Genomic DNA, 20,335 nt, shown 5'->3' with positions numbered 1-20,335 from the left:
CTTACGCCATCAGCAGGCGGTGCCGTTGAGCTTGACGCTGCCCGGCGTCGCGGCGGTGCCGTTGGCGGTGAAGCCGACGGTGACCGACGCGCCCGGGGCCAGCGACGACGCCCAGCCCGGCGCGGCGGCCGTGACCGTGGTGCCGGACTGCGTGACGGTGGCGTTCCAGCCGCTGGCCAGCGTCACCCCGGACGGCCACGTCCAGGTGGCCGACCACGGGTTCACCGCGGCGGTGCCGGTGTTCTTGACGGTCAGCTCACCCTGGAAACCGCCGGCCCAGGCGTTGACCTGCTTGTAGCTGGCGGTGCAGCCGCCGCTCGGTGCCGGCGTGGTCGGCGTCGGTGAGGTGTTCGGGGTGCCGGTGGGGGACGGGCTGGTGGTGCCGCCACCCGTCGGCGGGATCAGGTACGGCTGGAGGATGGCCTGCTTGGCCTGGTTGACGGTGGTCCAGTCGTCGTTGGCGATGCCGCCGGTGTCACCCGAGTTCGGGTTCCACGACCAGTAGGTGAACGACATCCCGTTGACGCCGGTGCCGGTGTACGCCATCAGGTTCTCCAGCCAGACCTTGTCCTTCGGGTCCTGGAGCGTGGTGCCGAACTCGCCCATCATGATCGGCGCGATGTTCTGCTTGTAGAGGTAACCCCAGTACTTGTCCCAGATCGCCGGCATGTTCGCCGGGTAGCTCGGGTCGTCGAACCAGGCCTGCCGGTAGACCGAGGTGGCGTACTCGTGCGGCGAGTAGACCAGCCGGTTCGCCACACTCAGCCGCACCGGGAACTGCCCGGCCTTGGACAGGTTGCCGCCCCACCAGCCGCAGTCCTCGTCGTTGCTGGGGTCGTTGTCCCAGACGTTCGACAGGCCGCCGCTCGGGCAGCTCACCCCCTCCACGAAGATCAGCCAGTTGGGCTGCACGCCGAGGATCGCGTTGCCGGCCCGCTCGGCGGCGAGCCGCCAGTCCCGGGCGGTGTCGCCGCAGCCCCAGCACGCGCCGGTGGCGGCCGGGTTGGTGCCCTCGGCGTGCGGCTCGTTGTGCAGGTCCGCGCCGATCACCGTGGGGTTGTTCGCGTACCGCTGGGCCATCGTCTTCCAGTCGGCGATCCAGGTCGCCTCGGAGACGCCCGAGGTGTACCAGAGCGGCGACTGCCCGGCCGAGGTCGGCCGGTGCCGGTCCAGGATGACCCGCATCCCCTTGCTGCCCGCGTAGTCGATGACCTTGTCCAGGATCTGCAGCGGGGAGAGCCCGATCAGGTCCGGGTTGACGAAGTCGTTGATCCCGGTCGCGGTCGCGCCCGGCTTGATGGAGTCGTTCGAGAACGGGATGCGCAGCGTGTTGTAGCCCAGCCGGGCCATGGTGTCGAGCTGGCCGCGCCACGGGTTGCTCGACCACAGGCCGTGGAACGTCTTGTTGTCGGTCTCCATGCCGAACCAGTTGATGCCGGTGAGCCGGACGGTCGCGCCCGTGCTGTCGACGATCTTGTTGCCGTTGGTGTGCAGGTAACCGGTGCCGGTGCCGCCGGCCGCGGCGACGGCCGGGGTGGTGCTGACGGTCGCGGCGACGAGGATGCCGGCCGCGGCGGTGGCGAGCGCCGTCAGGGCGCCGCCGAGGGCGGTGCGTCGGTGCATGGGAGCTCCACTTCGGATGCCCGCGCCGCTCGGGCGCCGCGGGCGGCAGGACCAGGAGGCCCGACCCGCTCGTCATCGAGTACGCGGACAGCGTCCGCCGGGCCGGTCACGTGGACGGCCATCCGCGGGGGAACACCGGCGCTCCTCGACGGCACGATCACCCGTCGACGCCCTGCGCCGGCGTCACAACCTGACTCCGCCGCCCATTCTGATCAGCCCACCTCGATGCGTCAACACACCACCGCACCCCGCCCCCCTTTCCACGCTGATTCACGGAAAGAGTGCCTATCCCGTGTGGAATAGGCACTCTTTCCGTGAATGTGCGCGCGGGGGAGGAAGGGTCAGCCGGCCTGCTCGGCGAGCTGGAGGAACTGGCGCTTTGACGCGAGCGCCTGCTCGGCCTCCTTGACGCGGCGGGTGTCGCCGGCCGCCTGGGCCCGGGCCAGCCGCTCCTCGGCCTCGGCGACCTGGGCGCGCATCTGCGCCAGCAGCGGGTTGTCCTCCTTGGAGGTCCGCCGCCATGCCGAGTCCATCACCTCGCGGACCTTCTCGTCCACCGCCCGCAGCCGGCGCTCCAGGCCGGCAGCCGCCTCGCGGGGCACCCGGCCGGCCTCGTGCCACTGCGCCTGGATCTCCCGCAGCTTCGCCTGGGCGCCCTTCGGGTCGCCGTCGACGTCGAGCGCCTCGGCCTCGACCAGCAGCGCCTGCTTGCGCTCCAGGTTGCCCCGCTGCTCGTTGTCCCGCGCCGAGAAGACCTCGCTGCGGCGGGTGAAGAACTCGTCCTGCGCGGCCCGGAACCGTTCCCAGAGCTTCTGCTCGGCCTCCTTGGCGGCGCGCGGGGCGGCCTTCCACTGGGCCATCAGGTCCTTGAGCTGACCGGCGGTGACGCCCCAGTCGGTGGACTCCTTGAGCTTCTCGGCCTCGGCGACCAGCTCCTCCTTGACCGTCTGCGCCTGCTTGCGCTGCTGGTCCAGGGAGGCGAAGTGGGCGCCCCGGCGCCGGGTGAAGCCGTCCCGCGCGGCGGCGAACCGCTTCCACAGCTCACCGTCGGTCTTCTTGTCGACGCCGCGGATCGTCTTCCACTCGTCGAGGATCTCCTTGAGCCGGTCGCCGGCGGTCTTCCAGCCGGTCGACTCGGCGGCCAGCTTCTCGGCCTCCTCGACCAGGGCGGTCTTGCGGGTCAGCGCCTCGCCCCGGGCGGCCTCCCGGGCCGCCTTGGCCTCGCCGGCCTTCTCCTCGGCGACCGAGGCCAGCTTGTCCAGCCGGGCGGCCAGGGCGTCGATGTCCCCGACCACGTGCGCCTCGGGAAGTGACGCGCGGATCCGGCGGATCGTGGTCAGCGAGTGGCCGGCGTCGGCCGCGCCCGAGTTGAGCCGGGCCTCGGTCAGGTCCACCTCGGTCACCAGGTCGGCGAAGCGCCGGGCGAAGTGGGCGAGCCCTTCTTCCGGGGCCCCCGCCTGCCAGGATCCGACCACCCGCTCGCCTTCGGCGGTCTTGACGTAGACGGTGCCGTCCTCGTCCACCCGTCCGAAGGCAGTCCAGTCGCTCATGTGCCCATCCTCGTTCTCCCGGCGCCGAGGGAACAGCCCTCGGTCGCCGCCACGGCGCAGCAAACTTTCTCCCGGCATTGTCACAGGTCCGCCCCCGTCCGTGTCGAGCGCCTGTCGTCGACCGTGACCATACGGTGTCGTACGCCCTCGATGACCGGATCGGCGCGGGGACGCACCGGGGCGTCCCGCTAGGTTGGAGTCGTGCCCCTGGTCGCCGCCGCCGTCTGCCCCCATCCGCCGCTGATCGTGCCCGAGCTGGCCGGCGCCGCCGCGCCCGAGCTGGACGACCTGCGTGCCGCCGCCGACACGGCGGTCGCCCGGCTGCTCGCCGCCGGGCCCGAGGCGATCGTGCTGGTCGGCGGAGGGCCGGGGACCGTCCGGTTCAACGCCGCCGACTCGGGCTCCCTGCGCGGCTTCGGGCTCGACCGGTCGGTGCGGCTGTGGAAGATCTCCTGCTCCGGCGGCGAGGTTCTGCCGTTGAGCCTGACCATCGGCGCCTGGCTGCTGAACCGCTCCGGCACCGAGCTGCCCAGACTGGCCCGGTCGGTGGCGCACGACGCGGCACCGGCCGAGTGCGCGGCGTTCGGCGCGAGCCTGATCGACGACGACGATCCGCGGGTCGCGTTGCTGGTCCTCGGCGACGGGTCCGCCTGCCGGGGCGTCAAGGCGCCGGGGTACGACGACCCGCGCGCGCAGGCGTACGACGAATCGGTCGCCTCGGCCCTGGCCGGCGCGGACGCCGACGCCCTGCGCGGCCTGGACCCGGTGCTCTCCGCCGAGCTGCGGGTCGCCGGGCGGGCGCCCTGGCAGGCGCTGGCCGGCGCGGTCGCCGCGGCGGGCGGCGACTGGCACGGCGAGCTGAGCTACCACCGGGCGCCCTACGGCGTTGCCTACTTCGTGGCGAACTGGGAGCGGTCATGACGGTGGTGGCGGTGGTCGGGCCGACCGCGGCCGGCAAGTCGGCGCTGAGCATCGCGTTGGCGCACGCGCTCGACGGCGAGGTGGTCAACGCCGACTCGATGCAGCTCTACCGGGGCATGGACGTCGGCACCGCCAAGCTGACCCCGGCGGAGCGGGAGGGCGTGCCGCACCACCTGCTGGACATCTGGCCGGTGACCGAGCCGGCCAGCGTCGCCGAGTACCAGAAGCTGGCCCGCGCGGCGGTCGACGACATCCTCGCCCGGGGGCGGGTGCCGCTGCTGGTCGGCGGCTCCGGGCTCTACGTGCGGGCGGTGCTGGAGCAGTTCGAGTTCCCCGGCACCGACCCGGCGCTGCGGGAGCGGCTGGAGGCGGAGCTGGCCGAGGTCGGCCCCGCCCCGCTGCACGCCCGGCTGGCCGGGGCCGACCCGCAGGCCGCCGCCGGCATCCTGCCCACCAACGGCCGGCGGATCGTCCGGGCGCTGGAGGTGATCGAGCTGACCGGTGCGCCGTTCACCGCGTCGCTGCCCGCGCCGACGCCCTACTACCCGTCCGTGCAGCTCGGCGTCGACCTGGACACCGCCCGGCTGGACGAACGGATCGCGCTGCGGGTGGACCGGATGTGGGCCGACGGCCTGGTGGACGAGGTGCGCGCGCTGGTCGGCGCCGGGCTGCCCGAGGGGCGCACGGCCAGTCGGGCGCTCGGCTACCAGCAGGTGCTGCGCTTCCTGGCCGGGGAGCTGACCGAGACGCAGGCGTACGAGGAGACGATCCGGGCGACCCGGCGCTTCGTCCGACGGCAGCGCTCGTGGTTCCGGCGCGACCCGCGCGTGCACTGGCTCGACTCGGCCGCCCCGGACGTCGTCGACACGGCGCTGCGGGTGACCGCCGGGCATCGGGGATGATGGGACCGTGGAGTTCACCAAGGGTCACGGCACCGGCAACGACTTCGTCATCCTGCCCGACCCGGACGGCGCGCTCGACCTGACGCCCGGCCTGGTCGCCGCGCTCTGCGACCGGCGGCGCGGGCTGGGCGGCGACGGCGTGCTGCGCGTGGTGCGCGCCGCGAAGCACCCCGACGGCGCCGCGCTGGCCGGCGAGGCCGAGTGGTTCATGGACTACTGGAACTCCGACGGCTCGTTCGCCGAGATGTGCGGCAACGGTGCCCGGGTGTTCGTGCGTTATCTGCTGGAGCGGTCACTTGTCGCCCCGTCGGGCGGGACGCTGCCGATCGCCACCCGGGCCGGTCTGGTCCGGGCGCGCGTCGAGGGCGCGGACGTGGCGGTCGAGATGCGCCGCCCCCGCCTGCACGACGCGGCCACCGCCACGCTGGGCGGGCTGACCCTGACCGGCGCGGCGGTGGACGTCGGCAACCCGCACCTGGTGTGCGCGCTGCCCGCCGCGCTGGAGCTGGCCGCCCTCGACCTCACCCGCGGTCCCGAGGTCGACCCCGCGGCGTTCCCGGCCGGGGTCAACGTCGAGTTCACCACGCCCGGCGAGCCGGTCGACGGCACCGACGGGCACGTGCTGATGCGGGTCCACGAGCGAGGTTCCGGCGAGACGCTCTCCTGCGGCACCGGCGCGTGTGCGGTGGCGGCGGTGGCGTTGCACGACGCCGGCCGGGAGACCGGCGTCGTCGCGGTGGACGTCCCGGGCGGCCGGCTCACGGTCACCGTGACCGCCGACTCGTGCTGGCTGTCCGGCCCCGCCGTCCTGATCGCCACCGGCACCCTGACCCGCGCTGTCTTGCGGGCTTGACCCGCGCTGTCTTGCGGCCCTGACGCGCGCCGCCCTGTGGCCCTGACCCGCCGCGCCCTGTGGCCTTGACCCGCGCTGTCTTGCGGCCTTGACTCGCGCTGCCCTGTGGCCTTGACCCGCGCCGCCCTGTGGCCCTGACCCGCCGCGCCCTGTGGCCCTCTCCGGCTCTGCGCCGCCCTGATCCGCCCTGACCCCGCCGCGCTTCGCGCTCTCGCGGACGTGCCACCTTCCACCCGCGTCTTCGGCCGCCACCGGCGTCCGGGTGGCGTTGCCTCGCGATGGGTGTCGGGCCGTGACGTCGCGTGACGGCCCGGGGAGACGGATGCCTCCCGGAGCGATATACCGCCTGGTCATATTTATGACTCAGCGGTATATCGCTCCACCGTCACCACCTTTGCCGGCCGCGACACGCCGTTAGGGGAGCGGCGCGGAGGGCGTGGTGGTCAGGGTGGCTCGGGCTGTGTCGCGCCGGTGGGGGAGCGGCGCGGAGGGCGTGGTGGTCAGGGTGGCTCGGGCTGTGTCGCGCCGGTGGGGGAGCGGCGGCGGAGGGCGTGGTGGTCAGGGTGGCTCGGGCTGTGTCGCGCCGGTGGGGGAGCGGCGGCGGAGGGCGTGGTGGTCAGGGTGGCTCGGGCTGTGTCGCGCCGGTGGGGGAGCGGCGGCGGAGGGGCGGTGGGCGGGGCGGCGCCGTCAGGGGGTGGCGCTGGCGTTGGCGGCGATCTCGGGAAGGTCGGCCGGGCCCGGGTCGGCGGCCGGCGGCGGCGTGACGGCCGGGTTCTGCGCGGCGGCGCGCACCGCGGCGGCCACCGCCGGGGCGACCCGCGAGTCGAAGACGCTCGGCACGATCACGGTGGGGTTGATCTTGTCTTCGCCGACCACGTCGGCGATGGCCCGAGCCGCCGCGATCGCCATCTCCTCGGTGAACTCCTCGGCGTGCGCGTCGAGCATGCCGCGGAACACGCCCGGGAAGGCGAGCACGTTGTTGATCTGGTTCGGCTGGTCCGAGCGGCCGGTGGCGACCACGGCGGCGTACTTGCGCGCCTCCCGCGGGTCCACCTCCGGGTCCGGGTTGGCCAGCGCGAAGACGATCGCGTCCTTCGCCATCGCGGCGACGTCCTCGCCGGTGAGCAGGTTGGGCGCGCTCACCCCGATGAACACGTCCGCGCCGCGTACCGCACCGGCCAGGTCACCGGTGTAGTTCTCCCGGTTGGTGTTCTCGGCCAGCCACTGCCAGGCCGGGTTCAGGTCGGGCAGCCCGCGGTGCAGCGCGCCCTGCCGGTCGTACGCGATGATGTCGCCGACGCCCTGACGCAGCAGCAGCTTCATGATCGCGGTGCCGGCCGCGCCCGCGCCGGAGACCACGACCCGGACGTCGGCGAGCTGCTTGCCCACCACGCGCAGCGCGTTGGTGAGCGCGGCCAGCACGCAGATCGCGGTGCCGTGCTGGTCGTCGTGGAAGACCGGGATGTCCAGCGCCTCGCGCAGCCGGGCCTCGATCTCGAAGCAGCGCGGCGCGGCGATGTCCTCCAGGTTGATCCCGCCGTACGCCGGCGCGATCGCCTTGACGATCGACACGATCTCGTCGGTGTCCTGGGTGTCCAGCACCACCGGCCAGGCGTCCACCCCGCCGAAGCGCTTGAACAGCGCGGCCTTGCCCTCCATCACCGGCAGCGACGCGGCCGGCCCGAGGTTGCCCAGGCCGAGCACGGCCGAGCCGTCGCTGACCACGGCGACCGTGTTGCGCTTGATGGTGAGCCGGCGGGCGTCGGCCGGGTTCTCCGCGATCGCCATGCAGACCCGGGCCACCCCCGGGGTGTACGCGCGGGACAACTCGTCGCGGGTGCGCAGCGCGACCTTCGGCGTCACCTCGATCTTGCCGCCGAGGTGCAGCAGGAACGTCCGGTCGGAAACCTTGCGCACGTCCACCCCGTCGAGCGCGGTGAGCGCGTCGACGACCTGGTCGGCGTGTCCGGCGTCGGCGGTGTCGCAGGTGAGGTCGACGATCACGTTGGTCGGGTCGGAGTCGACCACGTCCAGCGCGGTGACGATGGCGCCGGCCTCGCCCGCCGCGGTGGTCAGCCGGCCGATGGAGGTGGCGTCGGCGGGTACCGCGATCCGGATCGTGATCGAGAATCCGGCACTCGGCAGTCGGGTGATGGCCACGAGAAAACAACTCCTCCGTCGACGCTGAGCGGCTCGACTGGCATTTCTACCCGCACACCCAGGTCGGTCGGCATCCGGCCCCACTACCGGTGGGTAGCGCCACGGGCATAACGCGGGTGCGCCCGGCGTTGACACGTGTCAGGATTGCTGTCACGCGCCGAAAATACTCGGCGAGGCACATAACGGACAGGAGACGCGGTTTGCGCGAGCAGGAGACCTTCCATCCCTACGAGGACGACGAGCTCGACACCACCACCGGTGAGTACGAGCTGTCGGAGCGGCAGGCGCTGCGGCGGGTCCCTGGCCTCTCCACCGAACTCACCGACATCACTGAGGTCGAGTACCGCCAGCTCCGGCTGGAGCGGGTCGTCCTGGTGGGGGTCTGGACCGAGGGAAACCAGTCCGACGCGGAGAACAGCCTCACCGAGCTGGCGGCGCTGGCCGAGACGGCCGGCTCGCAGGTGCTCGAAGGGCTGATCCAGCGCCGTAACCGACCGGACCCGGCGACGTACATCGGTCGGGGCAAGGTCGACGACCTGGGCGCGGTGGTGCTCGCCACCGGCGCCGACACGGTGATCTGCGACGGTGAGCTGTCCCCGTCGCAGCTCCGCAACCTGGAGCAGCGCACCAAGGTCAAGGTGGTCGACCGCACCGCCCTGATCCTCGACATCTTCGCCCAGCATGCCAAGAGCAAGGAGGGCAAGGCGCAGGTCGAGCTGGCCCAGCTCGAATACCTGCTGCCGCGCCTGCGCGGTTGGGGTGAGACGCTCTCCCGGCAGACCGGTGGTAGCGGTCGCGGCGGTGGCGCCGGCGGCGGCGTGGGCCTGCGTGGTCCCGGTGAGACCAAGCTGGAGACCGACCGACGCCGGATCCGGCACCGCATCGCGCGGCTGCGCCGCGAGATCAAGGGCATGACCACGGTACGCCAGACGAAGCGCGCCCGGCGCTCCCGCAACGCGGTGCCCGCGGTGGCCATCGCCGGCTACACCAACGCCGGCAAGTCCAGCCTGCTCAACCGCCTCACCGGGGCGGGCGTGCTGGTGGAGAACGCGCTGTTCGCCACGCTGGACCCGACCACCCGCCGGGCCACCACCTCCGACGGGCGGCTCTACACGCTCTCCGACACGGTGGGGTTCGTCCGGCACCTGCCGCACCAGATCGTCGAGGCGTTCCGCTCGACGCTGGAGGAGGTCGGCGACGCCGACCTGGTGGTGCACGTGGTCGACGGCACCCACCCGGATCCGGAGGAGCAGGTCCGGGCGGTCCGTGAGGTGCTCGCCGAGGTGGGCGCCGACCGGCTGCCCGAGCTGCTGGTGGTCAACAAGACCGACGCCACCGACGAGGAGACGATGCTGCGGCTCAAGCGGCTCTGGCCGGAGGCGGTCTTCGTCTCCGCGCACAGCGGGCGCGGGGTCGACGAGCTGCGTGAGGCGGTCGAGCGGCGGCTGCCCCGGCCGGCCGTCGAGGTCCGCGCGGTGCTCCCGTACGACCGGGGTGACCTGGTGGCCCGGGTGCACCGCCAGGGTGAGGTGCTCAGCACCGCGCACCTGCCCGAGGGCACGCTGTTGCACGTGCGGGTGGGCCAGGCGCTCGCCGCGGAGCTGGCGCCGTACCGCGCGGGTGACCGGCTCACCAACGACGATCGGGTGGGCGCCGGACGGTGACCGTCCGGCGTCACCCGCCCGAAACCCGGCTCGTGCGACACTGAGCGCCATGCGGCACGTTGTCTCCTCGGTCACGCTCGCGCTCGGCCTGGTCGGCGCGGTCGTGGCGCCGGCCGGGCCGGCCCCGGCGGCCCCCGCCGCGGCCCCGGTGCTGGCCGCGGCTCCCAAGAAGAAGTGCACGGTCGCCGACGACCGGCTCCGCGAGCTGTCCGGCCTGGTCGCCACCGGCAACGGTTACGTCGTCATCAACGACGGCTCCGACGACCCGACCCGCAAGCGCGTCTTCTACCTGGACGCCAAGTGCAAGGTCGACAAAGAGGTCCGATACTCCGGTGACGGCCCGCTCGACACCGAGGACCTGGCGCTCGGGCCGGACCGCAAGACGCTCTGGATCGCCGACACCGGCGACAACATCGAGAAGAAGACCCGGCGGGAGCGGGTCGCGGTCTGGACGATGCCGCTGTCCGGGTCGAAGGAACCGGTGCTGCACCGGCTCGCCTACCCGGCCAAGGAGCCGCACGACGCCGAGGCGCTGCTGGTCGGCGACGACAACCTGCCGCTGGTGATCACGAAGGAGCTCTCCGGCAAGTCGGAGATCTTCACCCCGACCGCGAAGCTGAGGGCCGGCGGTGACACCGAGCCGATCCCGATGAAGAAGGTCGGCGAGGTCACGCTGCCGAAGACCAACACCGAGAACAAGCTCGGCTCGCCGGGGCGGGCGCTGGTCACCGGCGCGGCCCGCTCGCCGGACGGCGCGAAGGTCGTGCTGCGCACGTACGCCGACGCGTTCGAGTTCGACGTGGCCGGCGGCGACATCCTCAAGGCGCTGACCAGCGGCAAGCCCCGGGTCACGCCGTTGGCCGACCCGTTCGGCGAGGCGATCTCCTACAGCGTCGACGGCAAGTCGTTCGTCACCGTCTCCGACGGCGGCTCGCTCGATCCGACCGACCCGATCGACGTCCTCGGCTACGTGCCGGCCACCACCGGCGTGGAGGCGTTGCCCAACGGCGGCAAGGTCGAGACCCGGGCGGCTGCCCAGAAGTCCTGGCTGGAAGGGCTGTCGCTCGACGAGATCACGTACCTGATCGCCGCCGTCGGGGTGCTCGGTGCGCTGCTGGTCGGCGCCGGCGTCTTCGGCATCCTGCGGGCCCGGCGCAGGCCGGCGCCCGTCGCGCCGGCCGACGAGTCCGAGCGCAGCGGCGAGTTCCCGGTGGACGGCGGCTTCCCGCCCGGTAACCGGCCGGACGCACCGCCCCGCGGCGGGGTCTACGGCGGTGCCCAGGGCGGTGGCGTCTACGGCGGCGCCGCGGGTGGCGAGCGCCCGGCCGGCGGGGTGTACGGCGGCGGCCGGCCCGCGAGCGGCGCCGTGTACGGCGGCGGTGCCCAGGGCGGCGGTCGCGCCCAGGGCGGCGGTGCTCCGCCGGGCGGTGGCCGTGGCCAGGGCGGCGTTCCGCCGGGTGGCGGCGGTCCGCCGGGCGGTGCCCGTCCGGCGGGCGGCGGCGGTCGGCCGGGCGGTGGTCGTCCCCAGGGCGGTGGCGTCTACGGCGGTAACGGTGCGGGCGGTGGCGGCGAGCGGGGCGGTTCGGGCGGCGTCTACGGCGGCGGCCAGGGCGGCGCGCGGCCGGGCGGCCGGGGTGGCGCTCCGGGTGGCGCGGGTCACCGTGGGCAGCCCGGCGGTGGCCGGCGGGGTGACGGCGGTCGGGCCGAGCCGCCGCGGCGCGATCCCCGGGATCCGCGCGGCGGTCGCCGCGACGACGGCTACGGCGAGCGCGGTCAGTACGGGCCGGTCCCCGGTGGCCGGGAGCCCCGGGGCGACCGCTACTGAGCACGACGCGAACGGAGGGGGTGACCGTTAGCGGTCACCCCCTCCGTCGTTCGTCGGTCAGATCCGGCGCAGCACCGCCACCACGCGGCCCATGATGGTGGCGTCGTCGCCGGGGATCGGGTCGAATGCCGGGTTCTGCGGCATCAGCCAGACGTGCCCGTCGCGGCGCCGGTAGGTCTTCACGGTCGCCTCGCCGTCGAGCATGGCCGCCACGATGTCGCCCACCTCGGCGTTGGGCTGCTGCCGCACGACCACCCAGTCGCCGTCGCAGATCGCCGCGTCGAGCATCGAGTCGCCCTTGACCTGGAGCATGAAGACCTCGCCCTCACCGACCAGCTCGCGGGGCAGCGGGAAGATGTCCTCCACGGCCTGCTCGGCGAGGATCGGCCCACCGGCGGCGATCCGGCCCAGCATCGGCACGTACGCCGGGGCGGGGCGCTGCGCGCGGCTGACCTCGTCGTCGACGTCGCTCGGGGCCCGGACGTCGACCGCGCGCGGCCGGTTCGGGTCACGGCGCAGGAAGCCCTTCTTCTCCAGCTCCTTGAGCTGGTAGGCGACGCTGGACGGGGAGACCAGGCCGACCGCCTCGCCGATCTCGCGGACGCTCGGCGGGTAGCCGTGGCGCTCGACCCAGGTGCGGATGAACTCCAGGATCCGGCGCTGCCGGGCGGTGAGGTCGACCGTGGCCGGGTCGGGGAAGGCGCTGACCACCGGTGTGACCGGACGCACGGCGGGCTGGGCGGCCCGGCTGCGCGCGGCGCGGGGTCGGCGGGTCGCCGGCGGCCCCGCCCCGTCGATCGGTTGCGGGTTCTTCTGCCGGCTGGCCCGGTCCTCGGTCACGTCCGTCCTCCCTGGTCGGCGCTGGGTGCCTCGTCGGCTCGTGGTGCGTGTGGTCCGACCGTATAGGTGAGATCGGCCATTTTCAAACATCTGTACGACCTGCTGTCGGCGTGTCGCGCCGAAATCCTGGATTTCCGAACGCTTGTTCTGATAAATGGTACGCCGCACTCGAACGGGTGTTCCATCCCGACGCCCCGTGACCGGGGGCGTCGGGTCGCCGTTGGGTTCCTCGACGGGTGACGCGCCGGACACGCCGGCCAACTTGACCTCGCTGGGGGGACGGCATACGGTCAACCCCTAGATGTAGTAGTCACATGGGCGTAAGTTGCCTACAGGTTGGGTTTCCACTACCGAACGCACTCCCGCACCGCACATCCGGCGACGGTCATCCACGATGACTCCGCCGGGTCGACGCGTGCCCGGGAGTCGGTAGGTGTGCCCGTGGTCGATGAAGGAGGTCGGGCGATGCGGTGTCCGTACTGCCGGCACGCCGACTCCCGGGTGGTCGACTCGCGGGAGGCCGACGACGGCCAGCTCATCCGGCGGCGGCGGTCCTGCCCGGAGTGCGGCAAGCGGTTCACCACCGTCGAGGAGGCGGTGCTCGCGGTGGTCAAGCGCAGCGGGGTGACCGAGCCGTTCAGCCGCACCAAGATCATCGGTGGGGTGCGCAAGGCGTGCCAGGGCCGGCCGGTCGACGACGACTCGATCGCGCTGCTGGCACAGAAGGTCGAGGAGACCGTACGCGCCAAGGGGGCGGCGGAGATCCCCAGCCACGACGTGGGCCTGGCCATCCTCGGCCCGCTGCGTGACCTCGACGAGGTGGCCTACCTGCGGTTCGCCAGCGTCTACCGGTCGTTCGACTCGCTCGCCGACTTCGAGCACGAGATCGAGACGCTGCGGGCCGCCGCGCGCGCCCGGGGGGGCGCCGGCACGCCGACGGCCGATGCCGCCGGCGCGATCAACTGACATCTCCGATTTCTGACAGGTTCGACCAGGCGCGGTGGGTCACCGCGCCGACGAGGGGGGCGAGGGCGTGACGACCAGCAAGTCACGGAACAAGGCCGGGGCGGGGCTGAAGATCGAGCGCGTCTGGACGACCGAGGGGGTGCATCCCTACGACGAGGTCGCCTGGGAGCGCCGCGACGTCGTGATGACGAACTGGCGGGACGGCTCGATCAACTTCGAGCAGCGCGGGGTGGAGTTCCCCGAGTCCTGGTCGGTCAACGCGGCCAACATCGTGACCACCAAGTACTTCCGGGGCGCGGTGGGGACCCCGGAGCGGGAGTGGTCGCTCAAGCAGTTGATCGACCGGGTGGTCGACACCTACCGCACGGCGGGCGAGGAGTACGGCTACTTCGCCGCCCCGGCCGACGCCGAGGTGTTCGCGCACGAGCTGACCTGGATGCTGCTGCACCAGGTGTTCAGCTTCAACTCGCCGGTGTGGTTCAACGTCGGCACGCCGTCGCCGCAGCAGGTGAGCGCCTGCTTCATCCTGGCGGTCGACGACTCGATGGACTCGATCCTGGACTGGTACAAGGAGGAGGGGCGGATCTTCCAGGGCGGTTCGGGCGCCGGGGTCAACCTCTCCCGCATCCGTTCCTCGAAGGAACTGCTCTCCTCCGGCGGCACCGCCTCCGGTCCGGTCAGCTTCATGCGCGGCGCGGACGCCTCCGCCGGCACCATCAAGTCCGGTGGCGCCACCCGGCGGGCCGCGAAGATGGTCATCCTCGACGTCGACCACCCGGACATCGAGGAGTTCGTGGCGACCAAGGCGCGCGAGGAGGACAAGATCCGCGCGCTGCGGGACGCCGGGTTCGACATGGACCTGGGCGGCGCGGACATCGTCAGCGTGCAGTACCAGAACGCCAACAACTCGGTCCGCGTCTCCGACGAGTTCATGACCGCGGTGGAGAACGGCGGCGGCTTCGACCTGCGCGGCCGGCTCGACGGGCAGACCATCGAGACGATCGACGCCAAGAAGCTGTTCCACACCATCTCCCAGGCCGCCTGGGAGTGCGCCGACCCGGGCCTCCAGTACGACGACACCATCAACGACTGGCACACCTGCCCGGAGACCGGGCGGATCACCGCGTCGAACCCGTGTTCGGAGTACCTCCACCTGGACAACTCCTCGTGCAACCTGGCGTCGCTGAACCTGATGAAGTTCCTCCGCGCCGACGGCGGCTTCGAGGTGGAGAAGTTCGTCAGGTCGGTCGAGTTCGTCATCACCGCGATGGACATCTCGATCTGCTTCGCCGACTTCCCGACCGAGAAGATCGGTGAGACCACCCGCGCCTACCGGCAGCTCGGCATCGGGTACGCCAACCTGGGCGCCCTGCTGATGGCCACCGGCCTGCCGTACGACTCGGAGCAGGGGCGGGAGGTGTCCGCGGCGATCACCTCGCTGATGACCGGCACCGCCTACCGCCGCTCCGCCGAGCTGGCCGGCATCGTCGGCCCGTACGACGGCTACGCCCGCAACGCCGAGCCGCACAAGCGGGTCATGCGCAAGCACGCCGCGGCCAACGACAGCATCCGGCCGACCGGCACCGTGGGCACCGCCGTGCAGCGCGAGGCGACCAAGCAGTGGACGCTGGGCAACAAGCTCGGCGACCGGTTCGGTTGGCGCAACTCGCAGGCCAGCGTGCTCGCCCCGACCGGCACCATCGGCCTGATGATGGACTGCGACACCACCGGCGTGGAGCCGGACCTGGCGCTGGTCAAGTTCAAGAAGCTGGTCGGCGGCGGCTCGATGCAGATCGTCAACCAGACCGTCCCGCGCGCCCTGCGCAGCCTCGGCTACCCCGAGGAGCAGGTCGAGGCGATCGTCGAGCACATCGCCGACCACGGGCACGTGGTGGACGCCCCCGGCCTGAAGCCGGAGCACTACCCGGTCTTCGACTGCGCCATGGGCGAGCGCTCCATCGCGCCGATGGGCCACGTGCGGATGATGGCGGCGGTCCAGCCGTTCATCTCCGGCGCCATCTCCAAGACGGTCAACATGCCGGAGCAGGCGACCGTCGCGGACGTCGAGAAGATCTACTTCGAGGGCTGGAAGCTGGGCCTCAAGGCGTTGGCGATCTACCGGGACAACTGCAAGGTGGGTCAGCCGCTGTCGGTCGCCAAGCCGAACAAGGGCGCCGCCGAGACGCCGGCCCCGGCGGCCGAGGTCGAGAAGGTCGTGGAGAAGGTCGTCGAGTACCGCCCGGTGCGCAAGCGGCTGCCGAAGAAGCGCCCGTCGCAGACGGTCTCGTTCTCGGTCGGCGGCGCGGAGGGCTACCTCACCGCCTCGTCCTACCCGGACGACGGCCTCGGCGAGGTCTTCCTCAAGATGTCGAAGCAGGGCTCGACCCTGGCCGGCGTGATGGACGCCTTCTCGGTGGCCATCTCCATCGGTCTCCAGTACGGCGTCCCGTTGGAGACGTACGTCAGCAAGTTCACCAACATGCGCTTCGAGCCGGCCGGCATGACCGACGACCCGGACGTGCGGATGGCCGCCTCGGTGATGGACTACATCTTCCGTCGCCTGGCACTGGACTTCCTGCCGTACGACCGCCGCGCGGAACTGGGCATCTTCACCGCCAAGGAGCGGGCCGCCCAGCTCCGGGCCGAGGCGGAGGCGGAGGCGAGCGGTGCGGACCTCACCGCGATGGCCTCCTCCGCCCCGGTCGAGGCGCCCGAGCCGAAGTCCGGCCCGGTGGCCCAGCCGGCGCAGGAGATGGCCGACGTCGCCGCCGCCAAGCCCGCGCCGACGGTGGGCTCCAGCACCGAACTGCTGGAGGCCGTGATCGGCAAGGCCGCGGACGCGCCGCTCTGCTTCACCTGCGGCACCAAGATGCGTCCGGCCGGTAGCTGCTACGTCTGCGAGGGCTGCGGCTCCACCAGCGGTTGCAGCTGAGGTTCCCCGTTTCGCGAGCGCGGCAGGGCCTGCCCTGCCGCGCTCGCGGCGTTCGTGCTCCGCGTCGAGGAGCACCGGGGTCGATCGACGGCCCTGTCGAGCTGAGGGCGGGAACGACTCGGACGCCCGGGTGTGCGACCCCGCCCGAGGGTGTGCACGGTCACAGACCCGGGTCGGGCGGCGAGCTGCGATGCTCGGGGGATGAGTACCGCCGACACCTACCGGGCGTTCGCCGACCGCGAGGCGCGCGGCGTGTCCCCGGCGTACGAGCGGTTGTCGCGGGCGGTGGCACGCGACCCGGAGCTGCTCGCGTCGCTCGACACGCTGCCGCCGGCGAAGCGCCAGCCGAACCTGCTCTTCGGCGTGGTCCGGTTGCGCGGCGGCCCGGTCGACGACCCGGCGGCGTTCCGCGCGCACGTGCTGGCGCACTGGCCGGAGATCGCGGCGCAGATGCGGGTCCGGGCCACGCAGACCAACGAGGCCGGCCGCTGCGCGGTGCTGCTGCCGGTGCTCGCCGCGTTGCCGCAGCCGTTGGCGCTGCTGGAGGTGGGCGCCTCCGCCGGCCTGTGCCTCTACCCGGACCGGTACGCCTACCGCTACGGCGACCGGCTGGTCGGCGACGGCGGGCCGGTGCTCGACTGCACGCTCACCGGCGTCATCCCGCCGGACCGGCGACCGGAGGTGGTGTGGCGGGCCGGGCTGGACGTGCACCCGCTCGACGTCACGGACCCGGCGGACCTGGCCTGGCTGGACGCGCTGATCTGGCCGGAGCACACGCACCGCCGGGAGCGGCTGCGCGCCGCGGCGGCGGTCGCGGCGACCGAGCCGCCGCTGCTGCTGCGCGGCGACCTGGTCGACGACCTGCCGGCGCTGGCGGCGCGCGCCCCGGCCGGCGCGACGCTCGTGGTCTTCCACAGTTCGGTGCTCTACCAGGTGCCGCCGGCCCGGCGGGCGGCCTTCACCGAGTTGGTCCGGACGCTGCCGGGGCACTGGCTCGCCAACGAGGACCCGGCCGTGCTGCCGCAGGTGGGAATCCCCGACCCGCCGGGTGGCGGGTTCCACAACGTGCTCGCGCTCGACGGTCGCCCGCTCGCCTGGACCCGGGGCCACGGGCAGGCGGCCACCTGGTTCGGCTGAGGCCGAGGCGACCCGTCAGTTCGGCAGCGCGTCGACCGCGGCGGCGAGCACCCCGCGCAGGTCGGCCTCCGCGCCGGCCGGCAGGGTCCGGGGCTCGACCACCTGGTACGCGACGCGCACCTGGTAGTGGTCGCCCCGCCAGGCCCAGCCGTCGAACCGGGTCTCACCGCCGTCCCAGGGGTGCACCGCCACGCAGGAGGTGTCACCGGGTCCGGTACCGGTCGGGTCGGCGGCGATCCGGGCGCAGCGGTCCCGTCGCCACCGGTCGTCGTACATGCCCTCGGCGTCGACGGCCACCGTGACGACGAGGTCGCCACGCATCGAGGTGCCGCTGGTCAGGTCGACCGCGCACTCCCGCGAGCCGCTGCGTTCGCCGAGGTTCGCCGAAGCGCTGGGCTGCGCGCCGGGCGCGAGTCGGGTCAGCAGGTCGGCCGGGAGCAGCGCGCAGGGGTCGCGGAGCTCGTCCGGCGCCGCTGTCTCGTCGGCGGCGCAGCCGGCGGTGGCCAGGAGTGCACCGGTGACCACGAGCATGGCGGCCGATTTCGTCATCTGTCCTCCTTGGACGGTCGCGGGGGACCGTAGCAGCGACGCGCCACCCCCGGGTCCGGTGCCGGGGCCCGTCCCGCCCCGCGGTCACCCCTACCTCTCGTGGCGACGGGAACACGCGGCGTTGCCGCGGTGACTACCGTGGACGGTCCCGACGGAGGGAGATCGTCATGCGCCTTCGGGTCCTCCTCGCGGCTGCGTCGCCGCTGCTCTGGGGCGTGTTCGCCGGCTGGTGGACCCCGCGCGGCCCCGGCACGGTCGGCACGGCGCTCGTCTCCGTCGGGGTGAGCCTCGCCGTCGGGCTGGCCGCCGGCGCGCTCAGCCGGTCCCGCTGGGCCATGCTCGCCGCGCCGGTGTTCTTCGCGCTCGCCGTCGAGCTGACCCGGCTGCGCCTGCGCGGGCCCACCGTCGACCGGCCCCACCTCACCGGCCTCGGTGTCGCCGCACTGCTCGCCGGCCGGGGCGTGCACGGGCTCCTCACGCTGCTGCCGCTGCTGGTGGGCTCCGCCTACGGCGCCGGCCTGGCCCGCCGCCTCGCCGCCTCGACGCCGCGCCGGCCGGTGCCCCGCTGGCTGGGCCGGGTGGGCGTCGGCCTGCTCGCCGCGCTGCTCGCGCTGGTCACCGTCGGCGCGGCGGTGCCGGGCCGCACCGACCCGGTCCCCGGCGGGATCGCCCGGTTCGACACCGTCGACTCCGCCGGCCGCGAGTTGGGCCTGCTGATCCGGGGTACGGACCGGAGCGCCCCGGTGCTGCTGGTGGTGCCCGGCCCGCCCGGCGGCTCCGAGGTCGGCGCGGTCCGTCGACACCTGTCCGCCCTGGAGCGGCGTTTCGTGGTCGCGGTCTGGGACCGGGCCGGCGGCCCGCGTTCCTGGTCGGCGTTCCGCGCTCCGGCCGACTGGCGGCTCGACGACGAGGTCGACGACCTGGTCGCGGTGGCCCGCCACCTGCGACAGCGCTTCGGCCGGGACCGCATCCACCTGGTCGCCCACTCCGGCGGCACCACCGCGGGTCTGCTCGCCGTGCAACGGCACCCCGAGCTGTTCGCCAGCTACGTCGGCGTGGGCCAGGTGGTCAGCCTGCGCGAGGCCGACCGTAGCCAGTACGCCGACACCGTCGCCTGGGCCCGTCGCACCGGCCGCACGGCGCTCGCCGACCGGATGACCGCGCAGGGCCCACCGCCCTACCGCGACATCTGGGCGTACGAGCCGTTGCTGACCAACGAGGCCGGGGCGTTCCCGGTCGACCGGGCCGGCGCCGGCGAGGACGAGACCGGCGCGGTCGGCAACCTGGGCGTGCCGGAATACAGCCCGCTGGAGAAGGCGCACCTGTTCGGTTTCCTCGACGGCTGGGACGTGCTCTATCCCCGGCTCCAGGACCTCGACTTCCGGCGTGCCGTCCGGCGACTCGCGGTCCCGGCGTACTTCGTCGACGGCGCGCAGGAGGTGCCGGGCCGGCTGCGCCTGTTCGACGAGTGGTACGCGCAGCTCCAGGCCCCCCGCAAGGACCACCTGGTGATCCCGCGCGCCGGCCACCGCTCGCTGTTCGAGCGGCCCGACGAGTTCACCGCCTGGCTGGAGCGCCTTCGGACACCCGGTGGCCTGCCCGGCAACTAGCCCACCCCCATCCCCCACCGCCGCGCTTTCACGGAAAGCGTGGCCATCCGGGCCCGAATGACCACGCTTTCCGTGAAAGCGGGCATGGGCCGGGTGGGTGGGTGGGGTGGCGGCAGGGCTAGGGTCGCGGGCGTGGCCGAACCGCGCTGGCTGACCGAGATCCGTGCCGCCTACGACACCGTCGCCGTCGACTACGCGAGGCTGCTGCCCGAGGTGGTGGAGCCGCCGCTGGACCGGGCGCTGCTGACCGCGTTCACCGAGACGGTCGGGCCGGGCCGACCGGTGCTGGAGGTCGGCTGTGGCACCGGCCGGGTGACCGCCCACCTGGGCCGCCTCGGGCTCGACATCGCCGGCGTCGACCTGTCCCCGGGCATGGTGGCGGTGGCCCGCCGCACCCATCCGGAGCTGCGCTTCGACGTCGGCTCGATGACGGAGCTGACCGCTCCGGACGCGTCGCTGGCCGGGCTGGTCGCCTGGTACTCGATCATCCACCTGCCGCCGGAGTTGCTGCCCGACGTGTTCGCCGGCTTCCACCGGGTGCTCGCTCCCGGCGGGCACCTGCTGCTCGCGGTGAAGGCCGGCGACCGGCTCGACCGGCGGGAGCAGGCATACGGCCACCCGGTCCGCCTCGACGTGCACTGGTTGTCGCCGGAGCGGCTGGCCGCCCAGCTCGGCGCCGCCGGGCTGCCCGTGCGGGCCACCCTGGTCCGCGAACCGGTCGGCGCCGAGCGCCAGCCGCAGGCATTCCTGCTCGCCCAGCGGGCCGGCCGGTGAGCATCGCGCTGTTCACCCTCGGCGGGACC

15 protein-coding genes are annotated in these 20,335 nt (G+C 73.3%); 10 read left to right on the top strand and 5 right to left on the bottom strand.

The features are described 5' to 3' along the window. Window positions 1–9: 9 nt before the first annotated feature. Together VKK44_RS20620 and VKK44_RS20615 are read right to left on the bottom strand one after the other, a co-directional pair. The gene (locus VKK44_RS20620; protein ID WP_343442810.1) at window positions 10–1,623 is read right to left on the bottom strand and encodes a cellulase family glycosylhydrolase; all 1,614 of its coding nucleotides are present in this window, start codon (window positions 1,621–1,623) and stop codon (window positions 10–12) included. A 341-nt stretch (window positions 1,624–1,964) separates the two neighbouring features. Then, window positions 1,965–3,173, bottom strand: coding sequence for a DUF349 domain-containing protein (locus VKK44_RS20615; RefSeq protein ID WP_343442808.1), 1,209 nt, complete (start codon window positions 3,171–3,173; stop codon window positions 1,965–1,967). Between the two features lie 201 nt (window positions 3,174–3,374). Between VKK44_RS20615 and VKK44_RS20610 the strand changes: the two genes are divergently transcribed. Genes VKK44_RS20610 through dapF form a run of 3 tightly spaced genes read left to right on the top strand, consistent with a single transcriptional unit; the run spans window position 3,375 to window position 5,849 of the window. After that, window positions 3,375–4,094, top strand: coding sequence for a class III extradiol ring-cleavage dioxygenase family protein (locus VKK44_RS20610; RefSeq protein ID WP_343442807.1), 720 nt, complete (start codon window positions 3,375–3,377; stop codon window positions 4,092–4,094). After that, window positions 4,091–4,996 (top strand): tRNA (adenosine(37)-N6)-dimethylallyltransferase MiaA, encoded by a 906-nt coding sequence (gene miaA / locus VKK44_RS20605; RefSeq protein ID WP_343442805.1) that lies wholly within the window; start codon window positions 4,091–4,093, stop codon window positions 4,994–4,996. Before VKK44_RS20610 ends, miaA begins: the two co-directional genes overlap by 4 nt. A 7-nt stretch (window positions 4,997–5,003) precedes the next feature. Continuing rightward, window positions 5,004–5,849, top strand: a complete 846-nt coding sequence (gene dapF / locus VKK44_RS20600; RefSeq protein WP_343442804.1) for a diaminopimelate epimerase — start codon at window positions 5,004–5,006, stop codon at window positions 5,847–5,849. A gap of 687 nt (window positions 5,850–6,536) precedes the next feature. Here the strand turns inward: dapF and VKK44_RS20595 are convergent. Then, window positions 6,537–8,009, bottom strand: coding sequence for an NAD-dependent malic enzyme (locus VKK44_RS20595; protein WP_343442803.1), 1,473 nt, complete (start codon window positions 8,007–8,009; stop codon window positions 6,537–6,539). A gap of 200 nt (window positions 8,010–8,209) precedes the next feature. On the opposite strand from VKK44_RS20595, the gene hflX reads away from it, so the two are divergent. Next, window positions 8,210–9,673, top strand: a complete 1,464-nt coding sequence (hflX, locus tag VKK44_RS20590) for a GTPase HflX (protein ID WP_343442802.1) — start codon at window positions 8,210–8,212, stop codon at window positions 9,671–9,673. A 49-nt stretch (window positions 9,674–9,722) separates the two neighbouring features. After that, window positions 9,723–11,498: a hypothetical protein gene (locus tag VKK44_RS20585; protein ID WP_343442801.1), complete on the top strand. Its 1,776-nt coding sequence runs from the start codon at window positions 9,723–9,725 to the stop codon at window positions 11,496–11,498. A 57-nt stretch (window positions 11,499–11,555) separates the two neighbouring features. Here VKK44_RS20585 and lexA read toward each other — a convergent pair whose 3' ends face one another. Continuing rightward, window positions 11,556–12,338 carry a transcriptional repressor LexA gene (gene lexA, locus VKK44_RS20580; protein WP_343442800.1) on the bottom strand — a complete coding sequence of 261 codons (783 nt, stop codon included), beginning with the start codon at window positions 12,336–12,338 and terminating at the stop codon, window positions 11,556–11,558. Window positions 12,339–12,803: 465 nt separating this feature from the next. On the opposite strand from lexA, the gene nrdR reads away from it, so the two are divergent. From nrdR to VKK44_RS20565, 3 genes are all read left to right on the top strand, one after another. Next, complete coding sequence (gene nrdR / locus VKK44_RS20575; RefSeq protein ID WP_343442799.1) at window positions 12,804–13,304, top strand: transcriptional regulator NrdR; 501 nt, start codon at window positions 12,804–12,806, stop codon at window positions 13,302–13,304. A 34-nt stretch (window positions 13,305–13,338) separates the two neighbouring features. Beyond that, window positions 13,339–16,236 (top strand): vitamin B12-dependent ribonucleotide reductase, encoded by a 2,898-nt coding sequence (locus tag VKK44_RS20570; protein WP_343442798.1) that lies wholly within the window; start codon window positions 13,339–13,341, stop codon window positions 16,234–16,236. Between the two features lie 201 nt (window positions 16,237–16,437). Then, entirely contained in the window at window positions 16,438–17,373 is a 936-nt protein-coding gene (locus tag VKK44_RS20565) for a DUF2332 domain-containing protein (RefSeq protein WP_343442797.1), read from the top strand. Between the two features lie 15 nt (window positions 17,374–17,388). Here the strand turns inward: VKK44_RS20565 and VKK44_RS20560 are convergent, their stop codons facing one another. Next, on the bottom strand, window positions 17,389–17,922 hold the full coding sequence (locus VKK44_RS20560; protein ID WP_343442796.1) for a hypothetical protein: 534 nt from the start codon (window positions 17,920–17,922) through the stop codon (window positions 17,389–17,391). Window positions 17,923–18,089: 167 nt separating this feature from the next. Between VKK44_RS20560 and VKK44_RS20555 the strand changes: the two genes are divergently transcribed. Further along, entirely contained in the window at window positions 18,090–19,532 is a 1,443-nt protein-coding gene (locus tag VKK44_RS20555; protein WP_343442795.1) for an alpha/beta hydrolase, read from the top strand. A gap of 132 nt (window positions 19,533–19,664) precedes the next feature. Then, on the top strand, window positions 19,665–20,306 hold the full coding sequence (locus VKK44_RS20550) for a class I SAM-dependent DNA methyltransferase (RefSeq protein ID WP_343442794.1): 642 nt from the start codon (window positions 19,665–19,667) through the stop codon (window positions 20,304–20,306). Window positions 20,307–20,335 lie beyond the last annotated feature (29 nt).

The organism is Micromonospora sp. DSM 45708 (assembly GCF_039566955.1).
Taxonomy (GTDB): Bacteria; Actinomycetota; Actinomycetes; order Mycobacteriales; family Micromonosporaceae; genus Micromonospora.
Note: the sequence above shows the minus strand (reverse complement) of the source record. Positions and strands in the feature narration are given on the sequence as shown.

Bases quoted from the DNA above. Each gene is read 5' to 3' on its own strand.
- VKK44_RS20615 (WP_343442808.1), bottom strand. From the start codon at position 3,173: ATGAGCGACTGGACTGCCTTCGGACGGGTGGACGAGGACGGCACCGTC.
- miaA (WP_343442805.1), top strand. From the start codon at position 4,091: ATGACGGTGGTGGCGGTGGTCGGGCCGACCGCGGCCGGCAAGTCGGCG.
- VKK44_RS20565 (WP_343442797.1), top strand. From the start codon at position 16,438: ATGAGTACCGCCGACACCTACCGGGCGTTCGCCGACCGCGAGGCGCGC.
- VKK44_RS20555 (WP_343442795.1), top strand. From the start codon at position 18,090: ATGCGCCTTCGGGTCCTCCTCGCGGCTGCGTCGCCGCTGCTCTGGGGC.
- VKK44_RS20620 (WP_343442810.1), bottom strand. From the start codon at position 1,623: ATGCACCGACGCACCGCCCTCGGCGGCGCCCTGACGGCGCTCGCCACC.
- VKK44_RS20560 (WP_343442796.1), bottom strand. From the start codon at position 17,922: ATGACGAAATCGGCCGCCATGCTCGTGGTCACCGGTGCACTCCTGGCC.
- VKK44_RS20585 (WP_343442801.1), top strand. From the start codon at position 9,723: ATGCGGCACGTTGTCTCCTCGGTCACGCTCGCGCTCGGCCTGGTCGGC.
- nrdR (WP_343442799.1), top strand. From the start codon at position 12,804: ATGCGGTGTCCGTACTGCCGGCACGCCGACTCCCGGGTGGTCGACTCG.